Here is a 20,906-nt window from a genome sequence, read left to right as displayed (position 1 = left end):
ATATTTTAATAATTTAACAAAACTTGCTAAGTTTACTTAAAAATAGGCTTTAAATAAAGACTAACATCAATAGATTATCGTGTATAAACACAAAATAAAAATACCGCACTTATTAGATAAGCACGGTATTTTTTCACAATATTTTGAGAAAATTATTTCTCGTCTTTGAATCCTGACTCAACGCCACTCATATCAGGTAATTGGTGTGCAATACCTTTGTGACAGTCGATACAAGTTTTACCTTCAGTCTTCATTTTTTCATGCATACGTGCAGCCACAGAACGTTGATCGTTGAAATTCATACGATCTACTTTATGACAGTTACGGCATTCTTTAGAATCGTTAGCTTTCATTCGAGCCCATTCGTTTTCAGCCATTTCTAAACGATGTGCATTGAATTTTTCTAATGTATCCACTTTTCCAGTATAGTGAGCAAATACTTCTTTCGCTGCAACAATTTTACGTTTCATTTTAGCACCAAATTCATGCGGCACATGGCAATCTGGACAGCTTGCACCTACACCGGTACGAGTTTGATAATGCACGCTATGCAAATATTCTGGATAAGCATCTTGGGTATGACAACTCGCACAGAACTGCTCAGTGTTAGTTTTCTCTAGACCGTAGTTAAAACCAACCCAAGAAAGAATACCACCAATAGCTGATAAGATAATGATCGTACCTATCGCCATACGGCTTGGTTTTCTAAACCATTGCCAGAAACGCTTTAAGATATTTGGTTTTTTCTCAGACATATAGACCTCTTAAATTAGTTTCCGTAACCTTTCATCGGTTTGAAATCATTTGGAACAATCGGATCTACGTTTGATTGAGAAACGTGACATTGTAAACAGAAATAACGACGTGGCGATGAGCTTGAGCCCACTTTGCCATCACGATCCATAAAGTGAGTTGGGCTGATTCGAGTTGCACCACTCAAACGAGAATTTTCTGGACTGTGGCAATTTAAACATTGGTTCGCATTTTTTGTCACTTGATAATTTGCAACACTATGTGGAACCATTGGAGGTTGGTTTACATAGTTTAATGCTGGTAATTCACCTTGACGAGGTGCATTATGAAATGCTGGAGCAATATTTTCTGCAGCTTGAGTTAAATCTTTTCCCACTGCTGGTGCATCAGATGCCATCAGTGAGCCAGCAAAAAGTGCGGTAAATAATCCCGCTAAAATTTTAGATACCTGTTTAGTCATATTAATCACTCCCCTGAATGATCGAATCTGGTCGAAAATTTAAAAACTTTTTCAGCGCAAACGTCAATACAACGTCCGCAGCTGATGCAATCTTTGGAAAGCACAAGTAGGCTTTCGTCTTTTTTTCCATGTAAAGGTGAACGTAACACTTGGGCTTCAGGACAAACATTGTAACAATCCATACAATTATCGCATTTTGCACGATCAATCACTTTGATACGGATTAAACTTTTTGCACCAATCACACCATAAGCAGCACCAATTGGGCAAAGGTGTCCACACCAACCATGTTCTACAATCAATAAATCAAAAAGAAAAATAACAAGCAATAGCCAGCCTGTTGCACCAAAACCAAATATAAAGGCACGGCCAAGAGCAGCCACTGGATTAACCCACTCCCAAAGCAACATTCCGCTTACGCAACTGCCTAGTAAAATAAGTGCAAGGATGCCATAACGTAAACCGCGTGAAATTTTTGCTGTTTGGCGAATGCCTAACTTACGGCGTAGCCATGCAGCACAGTCCGTCACAACATTTAGTGGACATACCCAACCACAAAATACTTTACTACCAAGTACTGCGTAAAATAACACAATAATTGCTGCACCAATCAAGGTGAGAACATCAGGTAAATGTCTTGCAGCCAAGCTTTCTGCTGTAATTAAAGGGTCGCTTAATGGGACAGTATCGAGCAATAAGCTTCCACTATAATTGCCTTTTAAAATCCACACGCCAAAATAAGGACCACTTAAAAACATCGCCAGAATGCTAAGTTGGCTTAGTCGACGCCAAAACAAAAAGCGGTTTGCATACCACCAACCCCATTTTTCTCGCGACTCTTTACCTGCAAATTTTGGTGTATTTGCCATTATTTGCCACTCCCTAAAATAGGTGCAAGCACGGGTTCTGCCGGTTCAGGAATTACAGCTGTTCCTTCTGGCGTGCGAGTTGGCAACGAAATCATATCTTTAGGCGCAAGAGAATGGCCAGCTTTCGCTTTTTCTTCCCAGCCCAAACGATAATGTTTACCTAACATACCTTTTGCAAGATCCATTGGTAAAACCTTAATCGCAGCTTCTTCTAACACACAAGCTTGCTCACATTTCCCACATCCGGTACAGGCATCAGAATGTACTGTTGGAATAAATAACGCATGCTTATCAGAACGTTGATTATGTTGTTTTTCCAATGTAATCGCTTTATCGATTAATGGACAAACTCGATAACAAACATCGCAACGTAACCCTTGCCAGTTCAAGCAAGTTTCGTGGTCTAACAGTACTGACAGACCCATACGCGAGTCATTAATATTTGTCGCATTGCGATCAAGCGCACCTGTTGGACAAGCATGAGCACAAGGAATATCAGGGCACATTTCGCAAGGTTTATCACGCGCAATAAAATAAGGTGTTCCCGCTTCTACTGGCGATAATAAAGATGCTAAATGTAGCATGTCATAAGGACAGGCTTGAACACATTGTCCACAACGAATACAAGCGGCAGAAAACGCTTTCGCATCTTGCAAAGCAAACGGCGGGCGCAATGGCACACCTTCACGAGCAAGACTTTGATTTTGCTGCAATCCCAACAAAATCCCAACGCCAGCTAAACCACCCGCAGTACGGGTTGCTTCTTTGAGAAATTTTCTACGTTCAGGATTGAGAGCTGGTTTCTTCATTTTCTTTTAGATTTTAACCGCACTTTCATCTTCCTCTTTTATTAATAAGGGAAAATAAAGTGCGGTTGATTTTTACATTGTTTTTACGCAGCCTTTTCCACTTTTACCGCACATTTTTTGAAGTCGGCTTCTTTTGAAATTGGGTCTGTCGCATCTAACGTTAAGGTATTTGCAAGCTGACCAGCATCAAAGAAAGTGGTAAATACTAAGCCACGAGGTGGTTTATTACGTCCGCGAGTATCCAAATAAGAAATCATTTCGCCTCGACGAGATGAAATCTTAATTTTATCGCCATGGCGTAAACCACGAGCTTCAGCATCTAATGGGTGCATCCAAACAAGGTTATTCGGCATAGCACGGTGTAATTCAGGCACACGACGAGTCATAGTACCTGTATGCCAATGCTCTAGAACACGACCAGTAGATAACCATAAATCATATTCTTTATCTGGAGACTCAGCAGCTGGTTCATAAGGCACCGCAAGAATAATCGCTTTCTTGTCTGGATAACCGTAGAATGCCACACCTTCACCTTCTTTAACGTACGGATCGTAGCCTTCACGGTAACGCCATAAGGTTTCTTTACCTTCGACAACCGGCCAGCGTAAACCACGCGCTTTGTGATACATTTCAAACGGAGCCAAGTCATGGCCATGACCGCGACCAAATGATGCATATTCTTCAAATAAACCTTTGTGTACATAGTAACCAAAGTGTTCTGATTCGTCGTTTAATTGACCTTCAGCAAGTTCGCTTAATGGGAATTTATCTACTTGACCATTTCTGAAGAGCACATCATATAAGGTTTTACCTCTATATTCAGGCATTTGAGCAAGTAATTCTTCTGTCCACATTTCATCAGTCGTGAAGTATTTTGCAAACTCCATTACTTGCCATAAGTCTGATTTTGCTTCACCTGGTGCTTTTACTTGTTGACGCCAGAATTGAGTACGACGTTCTGCATTACCGTAAGCACCCTCTTTTTCCACCCACATTGCAGTTGGAAGAATTAAGTCAGCAGAAAGTGCGGATACAGTTGGGTAAGGATCGGATACAATAACAAAGTTGCCTTCTTTACGCCAGCCTGGTAAACGATCTTGATTAATGTTTGGACCACCTTGCATATTGTTATTACACATTTGCCATAGCACATTCATTTTGCCATCATTCATTGCTCGGTCTTGTGCAATTGTATCCAAACCAACTTTTTCAGAAACCGTACCTTTTGGTAATTTCCAAATACGTTCCGCTGTTTCACGGTGTTTAGGATTAGTTACCACTAAGTCTGCCGGTAAACGGTGAGGGAATGAACCTACTTCACGCGCTGTACCACAAGCAGAAGGTTGACCAGTTAATGAGAATGGTCCACAACCTGGAATTGAGATTTTACCAGTTAATAAATGGATATTATAAATTAGGTGGTTTGCCCACACACCACGAGTGTGTTGGTTGAAGCCCATTGTCCAGAAAGATACCACTTTTTTGCTTGGATCAGCATAAAGTTTTGCTAAGGTTTCAAGCTGAGTTTTATCCACACCAGACATTTCAGATACTTTTTCAAGTGTATATTCAGACACAATTTGTTTTAATTCTTCGAAAGAAGAATCATACATTTTGCCTGCAGTTTTACGGTTAGTATCTTTTTCTAATGGATTTTCAGGACGTAAACCGTAACCAATATTGGTTTCACCACGTTTGAATTTAGTGTGTTTGTTCACAAAATCGTGGTTTACAGCATTGTTCTGAATTAAATAATTGATGATGTAGTTCATGATCGCCAAATCGGTTTGTGGTGTAAATACCAAACCGTGATCAGCAAGTTCGAAACTACGATGCTCGTAAGTAGAAAGTACAGTTACACGAACATCAGGATTAGAAATGCGGCGATCAGTAATACGCGACCACAAAATTGGGTGCATTTCCGCCATATTTGAGCCCCAAAGAACGAAAGCATCTGCATTTTCAATGTCGTTATAACAACCCATAGGTTCATCCATACCGAAGGTACGCATAAACGCAACTGCAGCCGATGCCATACAGTGACGTGCATTCGGGTCTACGTTGTTAGAACGGAAACCAGCTTTCCAAAGTTTATTCTTCGCGTAGCCCTCCCAAATGGTAGACTGACCAGAACTGAACATACCTACTGCATTTTGACCGTTCTTTTTGAAAGCTTCTTTGAATTTTTCAGCCATTGTTTTGAACGCAAAATCCCAAGAAACAGGCGTAAAATCGCCGTTCTTATCAAATTTTCCGTTTGTCATACGTAAAAGTGGCTGAGTTACACGGTCTTTACCGTACATAATTTTCGGTAAGAAGTAACCTTTAATACAGTTTAAACCACGGTTTACTTCTGCATCCGGATCGCCTTGAGATGCCACAACACGTCCATCTTTAGTACCAACTAATACTGCACAACCGGTACCACAGAAACGACATACTGCTTTGTCCCATTTAATTTCGGATTCAGCCGCAACCACATTTTTGACTGGGATGGTTAGCCCCGCAGCCGTTGCCGCAGCTACAGCTGCGTTGGCTTTCATAAAGTCTCGACGACTTAAACTCATCGCGTTTCCCCCACGTTAAACACTGATTTATTATTAATATGTAAACTTTTTTACACACCTATAAGGCAGTAGCCTTACGATAAAAGACAAAAACTTTTCTTTTATCTTTTAAGCATTTCTCTTGCTTACAAGAGAATTACGGTATTGTTATAGTAATTTATTTCTTCTGCTCGTCTTGCTCGTGATACACCAATGACACATTAATAACACCATCAATGTCTTTCACGCTTTCCATATTATCTAGCAGAATATGTTGATTATGCGATTGCATCACTACGACCATCTTTCCAAATTTTTCATCAAAAGTTGGAATTTCAGTATGCTCAATCGCTAAAAGTGCGGTTCGAATTGCCGCAAATTTTTCCGGATTACCTTGAACAATTAGCCCAACAACATGCCAATCTTTTGAGCTTTCCGGAGATAAATTTGTATTACTCATTTTGTTTTAGATAACTAATTTTAATCGCATTCACCGGACACCCCTGTAAACAAGCCCCACAGCCGTTACAAACATCCGTATTCACTAAAGGCTGCGCCACTCCACCCATTTGCAGACGAAAACTAATTGCTCTCATCGGGCAGCTGTCTTGGCAAGAACGGCACTCAATGCGATGTTGGCTTAAACAAGCCATGCCAATTTCGATTTTGTGTAACCAAGGTTTTTCATCGCGAGAATGAAAAATAGGTTGTTTACACACATCTACGCATTTTCCACAAAAAGTACATTCGCCATTATCAAAACGAACTTCAGGAAAACCTCCATCACCTTTCACCAAAATATTGGTTTCACAGACAGAAAGACAATCGCCACAGCGAGTACATTGCTCCACAAAAATAGAATTTTCGACAGCCCAAGGTGGGCGAATTCCATCAAAGCCTTGTTTTTGCTCATTTTCTGAATGTAAAGACGTTAAGAATTTACCTCGTAAAAACTGTCTGCGGGGTAAGTTTTCAACGGTCATCTAGCGTGCCTTTTGTGAATAAATAAACAAATGCTTTTTTAAGGCGTAGAATTATGCGACGCAACAGTTACAATATAAACCACCCAAAATAGGTAGATCGTTAAATTATTGAGCTTTATTTGTGATAGATCAAAAAATCTAAAATACGGTGAATTTCGCTAATATTTTTAATAAAACAGCACAGTGATTGCCATACTGTTTTTAAATCAAATTACTCTGCTTTTGCTGGATATTCCCACCATATATCAAATAATTCACTTACTTCAATTTTTTGCAAACCATTGGTTTCTAACCATTTTTTCACAGTTTCACGGTGGCTTTCATCACATTTACCAATTTTTTCTAGACAAACTAACCCTTCCCAATGTAAATACCCGCTACCTTCATAAGCTAGACCATTTGGTTGAATCACTTCGTTAATAAAACGATCAACGATTTCATCTACAGTTTCAATCGCAGTACCTTCTGCAAATTGGAAATTTACAAGAAAACCAAGTTCTTGGAATTCAGCAAGGTGAAGTTTTTTGCGTTGACGTTGATTGTAAGATTTAGACATAGTATTTCTCCTATTAAGGTCGTATTCAAATCAGTATTCTATATTAAATTCGTGAATTTGGCATCGGATTTTCCCAACATCAATCTTCACCCAAAAGTTAATTTGCCCAAAATAGGCTTATTTCTTCACAAAGTATAAATCCCAAACACCATGACCAAGTCTGTGGCCTCTGGCTTCAAATTTAGTTAAAGGTCTAAAATCTGGTCTTGGAATATAATCACCATTTTTCGAAGCGTTCACTAAATCAGTGTTTGCGCTTAATACTTCTATCATTTGCTCAGCATAATTTTCCCAGTCTGTCGCCATATGGATAAAACCATTTTCACCTAATTTTTGCACAACTTGTGCCACAAAGTGCGGTTGAACAATACGTCGTTTATGATGTTTTGCTTTATGCCAAGGATCGGGGAAAAATAACTGCAAACCGCCAAGCGCACCATCTGCAATACTGTCTCGTAAAATTTCCGTGGCATCATGACAAATCACGCGTAAATTCGTTACACCTTTTTCCACTGCATAAGCAATACAAGCACCAACGCCAGGAGTATGAACTTCAATGCCCAGGTAATTTTTGTCGGGATTAGCAAAAGCCATATCCACGAGCGATTTTCCCATTCCAAAGCCAATTTCTAATACAACTGGATTACCATTGCCATAAATCTTCGCAAAATCAAAAGGTTCCGTTTGATAGTCTAAACCAAGTGTTCCCCAGTTATCATTCATCATGTTTTTCTGAAATTCGCTCAAACGACCAGTGCGGAGAACAAAACTACGGACTTTGCGTTTATAGCGGCCATCTTCGGTAAATTCTGCGGTTTCAACGGTTTTACGTTTTTGATCAGCAAAAGTTTGTGTCATAAAAATCTTGTTCGTGAAAAAAATTGGCGGCGATTATACACGTTTTTCTCGTATAATAGGGCAAAATTTTTCCCAAGGTTGATTATGAAAATTGTCCGAGTGGCACTGTCTGTGCCGCTTCCTCGTTTATTTGATTATCTCGTTACCGATGATGCTTTATTACAAATCGGTATGCGCGTTCTTGTGCCTTTTGGCACACAAAAACGCGTAGCGATTGTGGCTGATTTCCCGACAAAATCGGACGTGCCAGAGGATAAGCTCAAAGCCATTCTTCAACCATTGGATTTAGCTCCGCTCTTTACCCCAATTTATTGGGATTGGTTGCATTGGGCAGCAAATTATTATCAAGCGGGATTAGGCGATGTGTTATTTCAAGCCTTGCCTGTGAAATTGCGTAACGGCGAAAGTGCGGTGAAAAATGACCGCACTTTTTGGAAAATTACAGATGCGGGGAAAAATGCTCTTGAACAAGGCCTGTTAAAACGCTCGAAAAAGCAAGTTGAAGCCCTACAATGCTTGTCTGAAACTGATCTTGAAAAAGGCAATAATGATTTTTCTTCTGCAATTTGGTCAGCCTTAAAAGCCAAAGGGTTTATTGAGGAAATTACTATCCAAACAACGCCCCTAAGCTGGCAACAAAGCTTAGGAGATAATCCAATTGTCAATGCTGAAAATCGTTTAACCTTAAATAAGCAGCAAGCCTTAGCGTTTAGTCAATTGCTCTTTCATTCTGGTTTCAACGTATGGCTGCTCGATGGGGTGACTGGTTCAGGCAAAACAGAAATTTATCTGCAGTATATTGAAGAAATTTTAAAATCGGGTAAACAAGTATTAGTACTTGTACCCGAAATCGGGCTAACGCCACAAACGGTGCACCGTTTCAAGGCGCGTTTCAACGTAGAAATTGATGTTCTTCATTCTAATTTAACCGATACGCAACGACTTCACGTATGGGATCGTGCGCGTTCGGGACAAAGTGCCATTGTGATTGGCACGAGATCGGCATTGTTCACGCAATTTTCTAATCTTGGTGCAATTATTTTGGACGAAGAACACGATGCGTCTTACAAACAGCAAGATAGCTGGCGTTACCACGCGCGAGACCTGGCTATTGTGCTAGCTCAAAAACTAAATATTGCCGTATTAATGGGGTCCGCCACGCCAAGTTTAGAAAGTATTAATAATGTACAAAACGGCAAATACCAACATTTAGTTTTATCAAAAAGAGCGGAGAATTCTACCGCACTTCGTCATTTCGTTATTGATTTGAAAAATCAAAACATACAAAATGGGTTATCAAGACCCTTATTGGAACGAATGAAAGCCCACCTCGAAAAAGGCAATCAAGTGTTGCTTTTCTTGAATCGTCGCGGCTTTGCCCCTGTATTGCTTTGCCATGAATGTGGTTGGATTGCACAATGCCCTCATTGTGAAAAACCTTATACCTATCATCAGCATCAAAATGTATTGCGTTGTCATCATTGTGGTGCACAGAAAACTATTCCTCGACAATGTGGTGATTGTGGCTCGACTCATTTAGTCACCACAGGTCTCGGCACGGAACAATTAGAAGAAACCTTGAAAATGCTATTTCCTCATTATTCTGTGGCCCGAATAGACCGCGATAGCACTGCGCGTAAAGGAAAATTGGAAGGTTATTTAGAAGATATTCAACAAGGCAAAAGTCAAATTTTGATTGGTACACAAATGCTTGCGAAAGGACATCATTTCCCGAATGTTACTCTCGTTGCCTTAGTGAATGTAGATAGTGCATTATTTTCACTGGATTTTCGTGCAGAAGAACGTTTAGCTCAACTTTATATTCAAGTTGCTGGACGTGCAGGGCGTGCCGATAAACAAGGCGAAGTCGTGCTACAAACACATTATCCTGATCATCCTTTGCTCACTACGTTATTAGCGAATGGCTACCAAGCTTTTGCAAAAGAAACCTTACAATTACGTCATTCAATGGGATTGCCACCTTTCACTTTTCAGGCGTTATTCAAAGCACAGGCTCGACATTCTGAGCTTGCAGAAAATTGCTTAAGCCACGTTGCAGATTTTTTTAAATCGAAGCAAATTATGGGATTGCAAATGCTTGGCCCAATGCCTGCACCGTTCAGCAAAAAAGCAGGGCAATATCGCTGGCAGTTATTATTGCAACATCCGTCAAGAATGACGTTGCAAAAAGCATTGAGAGAATATCAACAAGCCGAACTTGAAAAAAGCAGCCAAGTGCGGTTAATTTTGGACGTCGATCCACAAGACTTATCATAAAAAATGCGGTGAAAACTCACCGCACTTTCTCTATGAAATCTATTTGAAATCTTCGACATCACCCAATAGACAGGCATATTTTGCCGTATTGGGACTGGACTCCAAGGCAATTTTTAATGCCATCGTCAGAGGAACAGACAGTAGCATTCCCACGGTTCCAAGTAACCATCCCCAAAACAATAATGAAAGGAACACCACTAAAGTTGAAAGCCCTAATCGTTGGCCCATCATTTTAGGCTCAATAATGTTACCGACAACCATATTGATCGCAATAACACCGATTGCCACACCAAAACCAACACCAAAACCATTTAGTAATAAGGCTTGCACAATAATTGGAATAGCCGCAATGATAGAACCAATATTCGGAATATAATTCAGCAAGAAACTCAAAGTTGCCCACAAAATGGCATATTGAACCCCACAGGCTTCCAACAAAATAAAAATACCAACACCAGTAAGCAAGCTCGTGATACTTTTAATGCCGAGATAACCAATTACGCCTTGCAAAACTCGGTCAATATGGCGTTCTTCTTTGGCGGCATCATGAGGGGTTGAACTAATCACCATAGCAAATTTATGTTTCATCGTTGGCGCTTCAACAAGCATAAAAATCACGACCAACACCAAAACAAACACATTACTCACTACACCAGAGAAATTCAGCAATACTCGACTCACAAAATTCATAATGATGCTTGGGTCAAAATTTTCTTGGATGGTTTCACGCGAAAGCGTGAAAGGCAGATTGAAGCGTTGCAGCAATCCAGTTAAATCACTCACGCGTTGTGAAAGCAAAACTTTATATTGTGGAATAGATTGAGTAAATTCTCTTGCCGTGCTGTTAATCAGCCCGACTAAGAAGAAAAACACCAAAGAAATCAAGACGAAAAGCAAAGTAATGGCCAACCAATGAGGAATTCGGCGTTGCGTCATTGCCTTAATTATCGGTGAACAAATTATCGCGATAAATAGCGATAGCAAGAATGGCACCACAATTTCTGCCGCCAATGCTACGCCAGCTAAGATAATAATCACCGAAGCAATGCTAAGCAAAGTGCGGTGTAAATTTAAATTATTTTTCACTAAATCGCCTCCTCGTTTTCTTCGCCCGTGCGAATCCGGATCGCTCGCTCAACGTTATAAACAAAAATTTTGCCGTCACCGATTTTGCCTGTTTGTGCCGTTTCAATAATCGCTTCAATACATTGATCCACAAGCTCATCAGGAACCACTACTTCCAATTTCACTTTCGGCAAAAAATCCACCATATATTCCGCACCACGATAAAGTTCTGTATGACCTTTTTGGCGACCAAATCCGCGTACTTCCGTGATTGTCATACCAGAAATACCAATATCTGAAAGACTTTCTCGCACATCATCTAATTTAAACGGTTTGATCATTGCTTCGATTTTTTTCATGCTATTTCTCCAGATTTTCACGTCTTGCAGATTTAGGACGGAAACTCTCAATGATTTCAGGCTTGGTATCAATATATAAGCCGTTAATCAGTTGCAAACAATAAGGCACCGCGCTGAAAATGCCTTTTACAAGCACATTTCCCTCTTTATCTTTCACGCCTTCCAAGGTTTCTTTAATCGCTTTAGGCTGACCCGGAAGATTTAAAATCAGGCTTTCCTTACGAATCACACCCACTTGGCGAGATAAAATTGCGGTGGGCACAAAATGCAAACTCACTTGACGCATTTGTTCACCAAAACCTGACATTTCTCGATCTGCTACCGCAAGGGTGGCATCAGGCGTTACATCGCGTTTTGCAGGCCCTGTTCCACCGGTTGTCAGCACTAAATGGCAACCTTGTTCATCCACTAGCTCTTTTAATGTTTGTTCAATAACTGGCTGCTCATCGGGGATTAATCTTGTTTCCAAATGGAAAGGATCGACAAGTGCTTGTTCTAACCAAGCCTGTAATTCTGGGATGCCTTGATCTTGATATACGCCTGCTGATGCACGATCAGAAACAGACAACAAACCAATTTTTAAAAGTGCGGTCATATTTTTCCTTATTTTTATAAATGATTTTGACGTGATTGGATAAATCAAAAATGCGGTAAAAACTTACCGCACTTTTGAAGGGCTAGAAGAATAAGATTCCGCCCCAAACGATACCAACAATACAAAGAGCAATAAATACCGATGCAGAACCTTGATCTTTCGCTCGTCCTGAAAGTTCGTGGCGTTCTGTACCAATGCGATCAACAACTGCCTCTACCGCACTGTTTAAAAGTTCCAACGCCATCACAAGCAAAACAGAAGAAATCATCAAGATAATTTCCATTTTTGTCTCACCTAGGAAAAAGGCAAGAGGAATTAAAATGCAGGCTAAAAAACATTCGTGGCGAAAAGCCGTTTCATTTTTAAACGCACTTTTTAAGCCTTGTAATGAATATTTAGTGGAGTTGATTAAATGGGTTAGCCCCGTCGTTTTATACATAACTTTTCCTATTTTTATAAACGCTTCGCCTCGATTACGTCATCTAATTTTGCTAATCGAGCCAATATTTTACTTAAACTTTCAACATTATGGAGTTCAATTTCCATATCAATGGTAGCAAGCTGTTTTTTGGTATCAGCACGGCTTGAAACCCCTAACACGCTAATTTTTTCATTTGCCAGAACCGTCGTAATATCACGTAATAAGCCATTGCGATCGCCTGCCGCAATACGGATATTAATATGAAACCCACTTGCGTAATTTTCGCCCCAAATAGATTCCACCACGCGCTCGGGGTGAGCTGCTTGCAAATCTAAGAATTGTTCACAATCCGCTCGGTGAATAGAAATACCACGCCCCATTGTGATATAACCAACAATCGCATCACCTGGAATTGGTTGGCAGCAACGTGCAATATGATGCATAAGATTGCCCACGCCTTCCACAATCACATAGCCATTTTTTTTCTCAGATTTCTGCTGAGAATTCACCGCACTTTTGTTAGCAACATGGCGTAAAATTTCTTGATCAGCCTCTTCAGCGGTCACCTTAATCAATTTACTTTGCAAGAAATTGATTAAGTTATTTAAACGAATATCGCCACTGCCAATGCCCGCATAAAGATCGTCCAAATTTTTCAAGTTATAGCGTGGTAACGCATAAGGTTCCACTTGCTTAATACTTAAATTTAAACGCGCTAATTCATTATCGAGTAATTCTTTACCCGCTGGAATATTTTTATCGCGATCTTGTTTTTTAAACCACGCTTGGATTTTGGCGCGAGATTTTGCCGTGTGAGTAAATCCTAAATTTGGATTTAGCCAGTCACGGCTCGGATTCGGATTTTTCTGGGTAATAATATCGATTTGATCACCCATTTGTAGCTGATAGGTAAATGGCACAATCCGTCCTGCCACTTTTGCCCCGATGCAGCGATGACCAATTTCACTATGAATTGCATAAGCAAAATCTAATGGTGTAGATCCCGTTGGCAAATCCACTACTTCGCCTTTTGGCGTAAACACATATACACGATCATCAAACACTTGGCTACGCAACTCTGCCATCACTTCGCCTGAATCCGTAATATCATCTTGCCAAGCTAACAATTTGCGCAACCATGCAATTTTCTCTTCGTAGGCAGACATACTGCCTGTATTGCCTTCTTTATATTTCCAGTGGGCCGCCACACCTAACTCTGCATCATCATGCATTTGTTGGGTTCGAATTTGCACTTCAATTGGCTTGCCGCCTTTACCTAAAACAACAGTATGAATAGATTGATAACCGTTCGGTTTCGGGTTCGCGACATAATCGTCAAATTCTTTGGGTAAGTGTTTAAATTGAGTATGAACAATCCCAAGTGCGGTATAACAATCTTGCAATTTTTGCACGATAATTCTGACCGCTCTTACATCATATAAACCACTAAACTCAAGATGCTTTTTCTGCATTTTTCGCCAAATGCTATAAATATGTTTCGGACGACCATAGACTTCCACTTGCTCGATATTTTCACGTAAATAACCGCTCAACTCAGTTACGAAATCAGCAATGTAATGTTCACGATCAAGGCGACGCTCCTGCAATAATTTAGCAATAGCGCGATATTGTTCAGGATGGAGATAACGGAAGCAGTAATCTTCTAACTCCCATTTCAACTGACCAATCCCAAGACGATTGGCAAGAGGGGCATAAATATTAGAACATTCTTTGGCGGCAAGGACTTTGTCCTCCTCTGCACAACGATGCTCTGCATCACGCAAGAAAGTAATACGTTCGGCAAGTTTGATAATCACGCAACGGAAATCATCCACCATCGCCAATAACATACGGCGAACATTATCCACTTGTAATGCGTTAGCGGAATGGCTGGCATTGAGTTGACGGATGTTATCCATCTCCAACACGCCTTTAAGTAATTTAGTGATTTTCGCACTAAATTTTTCTTTTAGGCTTTCCCAGTCTGTTAATTTATTTGCAACGATAGGAAACAACATGGCAGTAAGCAATGTTTCTGCATCCATATTAAGTTCGTGCAAAATTTCTACCATTTCCACGCCAGACTGGAGCATCAAGGTAGCATTCTTCATTTCATCGGGATGGGTGCTCATTAAGTCACGTGCGTAATACCACGCATCGATCAAACTTTTTTCTGTTTGTTCTGCCAGTTTTAAGCCAGCGCACCATTGTTCAATCACAAAATCCTGCGGATTTAACAAATGAGAACCACGAACAGCAACCATAACACCCCCTTGTTGATGAAGAGCAAGCAACTTCCTGTCGCTTTTATTTTGGGTGGATATTGTACCGAATAACCGAGTTATTTTATAGTGAATAACGTTATCGATTCCAAATGCCCCGTATGAGGGAACATATCTATCACCGCACTTTTTTCAATCTTGTAGCCAAAATCGCGTAAAATTTCCGCATCACGCACTAATGTTGCGGGATTACAAGACACATATAAAATTTTATCTGCTTTCAACTCGCACAAAGCATTTAACGCGAAAGCTGCGCCGCTGCGGGGAGGATCAAGCAAAATTTTATTGAACGACTGATGTGCCCAAGGTTGTTCAACAAAGGATTGGTCAAGATCGGCTTGGAAAAATTCAATATTCTTGATTTGGTTTCTTTCGGCATTTTGCGCCGCTTTTTGAACCATTTCAAAAACGCCTTCAATTCCTACCGCACTTTTCACGTGTTTGGCGAGAGGAAGGGTAAAATTTCCCATACCGCAAAATAAATCGAGTACGCAATCTTGTTGGCTCAATTCAAGCCAATCCAAGGCTGTATTTACCATACGTTCATTTAATGAACGATTTACTTGGATAAAATCACGAATATCAAAATGTAATTTTATGCCATCAGAAAATTGATAATAAGGTGAATCGCCATGGATTTGTTCAATGCCTTCATCGCTTTGTAAAAACAGCATTAACTTTTCTTGTTCAGCAAATTTAAGTAATAAAGTGTGGTCAATTTCTACAAGTTTTTTGGTGTAACGTAACAACATTGCGACGCCATTATCTGCCGCCACAAGTTCAATATGCCCAAGCTGTTTCGGCGCAGAGAATTGTTCTAAAAGTGCGGTTAATTTAGGCAGTAAATAATTAATTGCAGGTTCTGCCACTTCGCAAGATTGAACGGTAATTAAATCGTTGGTATTTTTCTGACGAAAGCCCATCTCGATTTGTTTTGTGCTTGGGTTAAACCATAAACTCAAACGCACACGACGACGATACGCCCAAGCATCGCCACAAATCATAGGTTGAAATGAAATCGGTTCTGACTGTAATTTACTTAATCGTTTAAACAATGCGGATTCTTTCGCTTTCCTCTGCATTTCAATAGGAATATGTTGTCCTTGGCAACCACCACAACGCATAAAATGAGCACATTTAGGTGCTAAACGTTCAGAACTTTTTACTAACCATTTTTTTGCAATGGCGTGTCCATATTGGCGTTTATCCTCCAGAATACGACATTCCACTTTTTCGTGCGGAAGTGCATTTTCAATAAACCAAGTTTTACCATTAATTTTCGCCACGCCTAAACCTTGATAATCTAAATCAAGAATATCAGCCGTAATGGTTTGAACATTGTTTGTTTTTTGCTTTGGGGTATAAAGAAGAACCATTGTTTGAAGAATTACGCCAAATTAGTTAAGTATACACATTACAGAATTGTGATTCATTGATATCCCATTTGATACTTTGATCCCGCAAATATTGGCATAATTTTTATTTAGAGTAAATCACTGATAAGAAAAGGTGTAAGTGGCAACCGCATTTACTGTACCACTAGTGATATTTCCATCTTTATATAAGCCAGTAATCGCTGTTTTTTATACTCTTTTTATAGCCAATTTTCCAGTAAGTATACTTACTAGTGTTATCTCTTTACAGAGATAACACAAAACATCTTGCTAAGAAATTTTCTATAAAAAGGAATGAAAAATGAACAAGTTTAAAATAACTGTTACTACAACATTACTCGGTTTATCATTAATGAGTTTATCTACTTACTCTTATGAATTAACTCTTGAACAATCAAACATACAAGTAGCAATGAGTGGGCGCGTAAAGCAGGCAGCTCTTGAAATGGGTGCAGGTAATTATTCTAAAGCTATAGAATATGCTGAACCTGTAGCAAACGCACCTATTAAAGAATTTAACCAACATGTGATTGCAGGGGCTCAAGCTGTCCTCGGCCATAGTTATTTAGCTAAGAAGAATAGAAAGAAAGCAATATTATGGTTTCAAAAATCTTGTAAAAATGGCTTTTCTAATGGTTGCAAAATGTTAGAAGAAATTAAGAAATAGTAAAATGAATGATCTATTTATTAGTTCTGGAATTCTTATAGTTTTACTTTTAATTGCATTATTTGGATTAAAAGTAATGAATATAGAAAGAACAATTGGAAAAATTATCGTACTTGTGTCATTAAGTGTTGGATATGCTTTTACCTTAGGCGAGGTTCTTACATTTAATAATGAAAATATGCCTATCTTAAATTGCATTCAGTTAGCATATTACTCTGCAATAAGTTTCTTTGTTTTCGGCTTTGCCGGATTATTTTTTAGCACAAAAGCGGGAGTAAGTGAAAACGGTTTAAAATAAACATCATAGGCAAACATTGTTTGCCTTTATTTTTGCTTTACATTTTTAAAAAATCATTTTAACAAGAGAATGTGCTGTGAAAATAATTCTCGGCTTTTTAGCGGTTTATCGCCAAGATAAGGTTTAAGTGCAATACGAGTAAAACGTTTTGCCGCTTGACGAACCGCCTCATCGGAAAAATCGAGAGCTTCAAAGGCTAACAAATCTCTTCCGTAAAAGGTGAGATTATCTTTCACTAAGGACGCGATAAAACCTTTTTCCTCACGATAACGATATGTCATTGAGAAATCGACTGGCTCGCCAGACCCTGCACAATGCAGAAAATCCACGCCGTAACCGAGAATTTGTAAAAGTTGAAATTCAAAAAGACGCAGAGTTGGCTCAACGTTGGTTTCAGTTGCCAAGCCTGTTAAGCATTTTAAATAATGTTGAAACAGCGAAGGATTCGGCGTTTCAGGCTCAATGACACGAGTCAGTAACTCATTCACATAAAAACCGCTATAAAGTGCGGTTTGTTGTAAAGGAAGTGTTATTGCGGCGGGTTCTGCTTTAGTGAGGGTTTTCAATGAGCTTTTTCCCGTCCAACGCAACAATAAAGGTGTGAAAGGCTGCAAAACCGACTTCCAAGATGAACGCTTTGCTCGTGCCCCCTTGGCAATCACGGTTAGGCGACCGCTTTCTTCAGTAAACAAATCGACTAAAAGACTCGTTTCACTATAAGGGCGACGATGAAGAATAAAGCCACGCTGGAGTTCGGTTTGCACAATTAATTACCAGATAAACGCTCTACGGGTTGTAACACACATTGTTCCGCTAAAACTTCACCTAAATTAGTTTTTAGCACACTAAAATCATCGCGCTCTTGCCACGCCCAACGAATATTGCCGTAATTTTTACCGCGCTCAGAAATCATTAATGTCAATTTTTCTGACATAGAATTGAAAGTCACCGTAATGTGATGCAATGATTTTTTACGTTTTTTTTGAGTAGAATGAACAACACGAACTTGCTTATCATCTTTACACAAATAAACTTTAGCTTCACCTTTTTGCAAAGCCTTATCTACTTTTTCCACCTGCATCTTTTGCGGCTCTGGCTTCTTTGGTAAACCATTTTGAGCACAACCGACCAAGCAAAGTGCGGTTAAAATTAGAAACGTTTTTTTAAACATAACATCCTACTTGAAAAAGAAAAATGGGCGATTGCTCGCCCTAAAAATTATTTTTTATATTCATAAGAACCATCAGACTGACGAACAAATCGCGTACCGTTAGATAAACGCATTTCATTTACTCGCCCTTGGCTATTTACGGATACTGCAACTTTATCACCCGGTTTAAAACTACTTAAAACATTGCCCGCACCCGCTGCTTTACTCATTGAATTAACATCCGAAATATTAAGTTGATTGTCACGGAATACTTGCATAAGAGAAACGCCTTTAGGCACAGTTAATGTTTTCGCCGATGCAGTTGGTGCAGCTGCTTTCGTTGCAGGTTTGGCATCAACAATTTGAACTTTAGCTTCTTTTTTAACTTGAATCGGTTTGGCTTCAACAATTGGTGCTTTTCCTGCTGTTTTAGCGACGCTTTGTTCAGTTGTTTTTGCTGGTACATGTGCTTTTTCAGCAACCTTCACTTCTTTTTTCGCAATATCTTTATGCGCAACTTGTTGTTCTACTACTTTTTTCACCGGTTGAACTGGTGCTACAACAGTTGGCGCTTTTGGCTGTTCCACTTGAGCTTGAGTTTGTGGTTGCTCTGATTGAGCTGCTTGCATAGGTTTAGCTGAAGCTGAATCCATTGTATTTGAGGTTTGAACTGGAGATTGAGCCATATTTTGTGGCGTAACCATGTTTTGTGGCGCAGCCATGTTTTCTGCAGGTTGATTTTGAGCGGTAGCACTATTAACTGATTCATCTGCTTTTGGCGCATTTTCAGGTTGGTTAGCTTGCTCTGCAGCCATCTGATTTTGTGCAGGAGGATTATCTAAAATCGTGGTTTCAACTGGTTGATTTTGATCTAAAGATTGGAACTGCACGGGGATTTCATTGCTGTTAGATTGAGTGAAAGACTCAACGGTGTCAGAACTTGGTTTTAATGCAAAGAAAATAATTAATAAAATGACCAACGCCAAAATAGCCATAAATAAACGGCGATGTTTTGCTGGTAATACTTGCAACACTTTCCATTTTTCTGGTTGGCTTAAAGTACGTTTCTCCGCTTGCTCAATAGTTTCTGTGGCAATAGTTTCTGTGGCAATAGTTTCAGTTTTAATTTCTTCTTCAACCGCAGATATTGTCTCTTCTGAAGATACAGTCTGGACAACTGGTTCTTGCTCTGTTCTCAATGTTTCGCTAGAAATAAAAGGCGCGCTTTCTTGAGCTGGAGTATGGCCAAAAGTGGGTTCTTTACGCTCATGAAAATTTGTTTCTACATGATCTTTTTTAGCAAATAAACCTTTTGCTTTATTAAAAATTGACTCGCTAGGTTGCACCACTTTCTTTGGTGTAATTGGTTCAACTTGATTAAGACCTAAATCTAATTCATCTTGAGATGATTGTTCATTTTGATTTTTATTCATAGAATCCACTGGATTACTCCTGATACTTGTTGTTATTCATGTTAATTAGCCGCGGAAGTGCGGCGAAAAAATTACGCGATATTTTATCGGATCTTATTCCGCGTATAAAGTCTTATTTGGTTCGCCGGCAATTTCTCGTGCGAGTTTGGGAACAAGATAGCCAGATGTAAGAGATTGCAAGGTTTTATAAATTCGCATAGCCTCGATATCGCTAATCAGAAAATGGCTCGCCCCTTGCACTTTATCTAGCAAATGCAAGTAATAAGGCAAAATTCCTGTTTGAAAAAGTTTATCGCTCAATATTTTTAGAATTTGTGCGTCATCATTCACGCCTTTTAGCAAAACGGATTGATTCAAAAGCGTGACATTCACGGCTTTTAATTTTTGCATCGCATTAGCAAAAATTTGATCAATTTCATTTGGGTGATTAATGTGTGTCACCATAACTGTTTGCAAACGAGTTTCGGCTAATAAAGTGCAGAATTCATCAGTAATCCGTTGCGGAATCACAACAGGCAAACGAGTGTGAATACGCAAACGTTGTAAGTGCGGTATGTTTTCCAAATGTTTTATTAACCACACTAACTCATGATCTTTCGCCATTAAAGGATCACCGCCTGAAAAAATCACTTCTTCAATTTCAGGATGCACCGCAATGTAATCTAATGCCAGTTGCCAGCTTTTTTTATTTCCTGGGTTTTCGTCGTAAGGAAAATGTCGGCGGAAGCAATAACGACAATTCACCGCACAACCGCCCTTCGCCATAAAGAGCAAGCGGTTTTGATATTTATGAAGAATGTTCGGCACGGCATTGGCATTTTTTTCTTCTAATGGATCCGTACTAAATCCTTCGGCTTGTACAAACTCTAGATCAGAACACATCACTTGCAAGAAAAGGGGATCTTGCGGATTACCTTTTTCTATTTTATCGATGAAAGGTTGTGGTACGCGAAGAGAAAAAAGTTTCCGCGCAGCAATAGATTGCTCAAAATCATCTTCTGGTAAATTTAAGGCTTTTAGCAATAATTTAGGATCTGAAATCGCATTTTTTAGAATTGTGAGCCAATTTTGTTCTTCTCTAATGACGGGTTCTTGGGTTAAAATACGCACTTTTCAAACCATCTCTAATTT

The 20,906-nt window shown here is 39.5% G+C and carries 22 protein-coding genes; 3 read left to right on the top strand and 19 right to left on the bottom strand.

Annotated features, from left to right (window positions below; all coding sequences use genetic code 11):
• Window positions 1-152 precede the first annotated feature (152 nt).
• From HMPREF9096_RS00810 to trmB, 9 genes are all read right to left on the bottom strand, one after another.
• Window positions 153-755, bottom strand: coding sequence for a cytochrome c3 family protein (locus HMPREF9096_RS00810; protein WP_005632140.1), 603 nt, complete (start codon window positions 753-755; stop codon window positions 153-155).
• A 14-nt stretch (window positions 756-769) separates the two neighbouring features.
• Window positions 770-1,213, bottom strand: a complete 444-nt coding sequence (locus tag HMPREF9096_RS00815) for a nitrate reductase cytochrome c-type subunit (protein WP_005636511.1) — start codon at window positions 1,211-1,213, stop codon at window positions 770-772.
• 5 nt (window positions 1,214-1,218) lie between these two features.
• The gene (gene napH / locus HMPREF9096_RS00820) at window positions 1,219-2,082 is read right to left on the bottom strand and encodes a quinol dehydrogenase ferredoxin subunit NapH (RefSeq protein ID WP_009500918.1); all 864 of its coding nucleotides are present in this window, start codon (window positions 2,080-2,082) and stop codon (window positions 1,219-1,221) included.
• Complete coding sequence (gene napG, locus HMPREF9096_RS00825) at window positions 2,082-2,891, bottom strand: ferredoxin-type protein NapG (RefSeq protein ID WP_009500917.1); 810 nt, start codon at window positions 2,889-2,891, stop codon at window positions 2,082-2,084. The genes napH and napG overlap by 1 nt, the downstream gene beginning before the upstream one ends.
• A gap of 83 nt (window positions 2,892-2,974) precedes the next feature.
• Window positions 2,975-5,458: a nitrate reductase catalytic subunit NapA gene (gene napA / locus HMPREF9096_RS00830; RefSeq protein WP_032803590.1), complete on the bottom strand. Its 2,484-nt coding sequence runs from the start codon at window positions 5,456-5,458 to the stop codon at window positions 2,975-2,977.
• A gap of 157 nt (window positions 5,459-5,615) precedes the next feature.
• Complete coding sequence (locus HMPREF9096_RS00835; RefSeq protein WP_009500915.1) at window positions 5,616-5,897, bottom strand: chaperone NapD; 282 nt, start codon at window positions 5,895-5,897, stop codon at window positions 5,616-5,618.
• Window positions 5,890-6,420 (bottom strand): ferredoxin-type protein NapF, encoded by a 531-nt coding sequence (gene napF / locus HMPREF9096_RS00840; RefSeq protein ID WP_005636506.1) that lies wholly within the window; start codon window positions 6,418-6,420, stop codon window positions 5,890-5,892. Before napF ends, HMPREF9096_RS00835 begins: the two co-directional genes overlap by 8 nt.
• Window positions 6,421-6,631: 211 nt before the next feature.
• The gene (locus HMPREF9096_RS00845) at window positions 6,632-6,976 is read right to left on the bottom strand and encodes a YggL family protein (RefSeq protein ID WP_005627035.1); all 345 of its coding nucleotides are present in this window, start codon (window positions 6,974-6,976) and stop codon (window positions 6,632-6,634) included.
• A 117-nt stretch (window positions 6,977-7,093) separates the two neighbouring features.
• Window positions 7,094-7,834, bottom strand: coding sequence for a tRNA (guanosine(46)-N7)-methyltransferase TrmB (gene trmB, locus HMPREF9096_RS00850; RefSeq protein WP_009500914.1), 741 nt, complete (start codon window positions 7,832-7,834; stop codon window positions 7,094-7,096).
• Between the two features lie 84 nt (window positions 7,835-7,918).
• Here trmB and priA point away from each other — a divergent pair, with 84 nt between their 5' ends.
• Complete coding sequence (gene priA / locus HMPREF9096_RS00855) at window positions 7,919-10,111, top strand: primosomal protein N' (protein WP_009500913.1); 2,193 nt, start codon at window positions 7,919-7,921, stop codon at window positions 10,109-10,111.
• 39 nt (window positions 10,112-10,150) lie between these two features.
• Here priA and HMPREF9096_RS00860 read toward each other — a convergent pair whose 3' ends face one another.
• The 6 genes from HMPREF9096_RS00860 to rlmD all read right to left on the bottom strand — a co-directional run bounded on the left by HMPREF9096_RS00860 (window position 10,151) and on the right by rlmD (window position 16,209).
• Window positions 10,151-11,197, bottom strand: a complete 1,047-nt coding sequence (locus tag HMPREF9096_RS00860; protein ID WP_009500912.1) for an AI-2E family transporter — start codon at window positions 11,195-11,197, stop codon at window positions 10,151-10,153.
• Entirely contained in the window at window positions 11,197-11,535 is a 339-nt protein-coding gene (glnB, locus tag HMPREF9096_RS00865) for a nitrogen regulatory protein P-II (RefSeq protein ID WP_005635169.1), read from the bottom strand. Before glnB ends, HMPREF9096_RS00860 begins: the two co-directional genes overlap by 1 nt.
• Before the next feature lies 1 nt (window position 11,536).
• The gene (mog, locus tag HMPREF9096_RS00870) at window positions 11,537-12,130 is read right to left on the bottom strand and encodes a molybdopterin adenylyltransferase (protein ID WP_009500911.1); all 594 of its coding nucleotides are present in this window, start codon (window positions 12,128-12,130) and stop codon (window positions 11,537-11,539) included.
• Window positions 12,131-12,212: 82 nt separating this feature from the next.
• Entirely contained in the window at window positions 12,213-12,569 is a 357-nt protein-coding gene (locus HMPREF9096_RS00875) for a diacylglycerol kinase (protein WP_005635165.1), read from the bottom strand.
• A 14-nt stretch (window positions 12,570-12,583) separates the two neighbouring features.
• Window positions 12,584-14,815, bottom strand: coding sequence for a GTP diphosphokinase (gene relA, locus HMPREF9096_RS00880; protein ID WP_032803589.1), 2,232 nt, complete (start codon window positions 14,813-14,815; stop codon window positions 12,584-12,586).
• Window positions 14,816-14,892: 77 nt separating this feature from the next.
• A complete protein-coding gene (rlmD, locus tag HMPREF9096_RS00885) occupies window positions 14,893-16,209 on the bottom strand; it encodes a 23S rRNA (uracil(1939)-C(5))-methyltransferase RlmD (protein WP_009500909.1) in 1,317 nt (438 codons plus the stop codon).
• Between the two features lie 319 nt (window positions 16,210-16,528).
• On the opposite strand from rlmD, the gene HMPREF9096_RS00890 reads away from it, so the two are divergent.
• A complete protein-coding gene (locus HMPREF9096_RS00890; RefSeq protein WP_009500908.1) occupies window positions 16,529-16,894 on the top strand; it encodes a hypothetical protein in 366 nt (121 codons plus the stop codon).
• 4 nt (window positions 16,895-16,898) lie between these two features.
• Window positions 16,899-17,192: a hypothetical protein gene (locus tag HMPREF9096_RS00895; RefSeq protein ID WP_009500907.1), complete on the top strand. Its 294-nt coding sequence runs from the start codon at window positions 16,899-16,901 to the stop codon at window positions 17,190-17,192.
• A 53-nt stretch (window positions 17,193-17,245) separates the two neighbouring features.
• On the opposite strand, the gene recO is transcribed toward HMPREF9096_RS00895, so the two are convergent.
• The 4 genes from recO to epmB form a co-directional block, all read right to left on the bottom strand.
• Complete coding sequence (gene recO, locus HMPREF9096_RS00900; protein ID WP_009500906.1) at window positions 17,246-17,956, bottom strand: DNA repair protein RecO; 711 nt, start codon at window positions 17,954-17,956, stop codon at window positions 17,246-17,248.
• Window positions 17,957-17,958: 2 nt separating this feature from the next.
• Window positions 17,959-18,363 (bottom strand): hypothetical protein, encoded by a 405-nt coding sequence (locus HMPREF9096_RS00905; RefSeq protein ID WP_009500905.1) that lies wholly within the window; start codon window positions 18,361-18,363, stop codon window positions 17,959-17,961.
• A gap of 47 nt (window positions 18,364-18,410) precedes the next feature.
• Window positions 18,411-19,784 carry an opacity-associated protein OapA gene (oapA, locus tag HMPREF9096_RS00910; RefSeq protein ID WP_032803588.1) on the bottom strand — a complete coding sequence of 458 codons (1,374 nt, stop codon included), beginning with the start codon at window positions 19,782-19,784 and terminating at the stop codon, window positions 18,411-18,413.
• Between the two features lie 84 nt (window positions 19,785-19,868).
• Window positions 19,869-20,885: an EF-P beta-lysylation protein EpmB gene (gene epmB / locus HMPREF9096_RS00915; protein ID WP_009500903.1), complete on the bottom strand. Its 1,017-nt coding sequence runs from the start codon at window positions 20,883-20,885 to the stop codon at window positions 19,869-19,871.
• Window positions 20,886-20,906 lie beyond the last annotated feature (21 nt).

Source organism: Haemophilus sp. oral taxon 851 str. F0397 (assembly GCF_000242295.1).
Lineage (GTDB): Bacteria > Pseudomonadota > Gammaproteobacteria > Enterobacterales > Pasteurellaceae > Haemophilus.
This window is presented reverse-complemented; position numbering and strand designations above follow the sequence as displayed.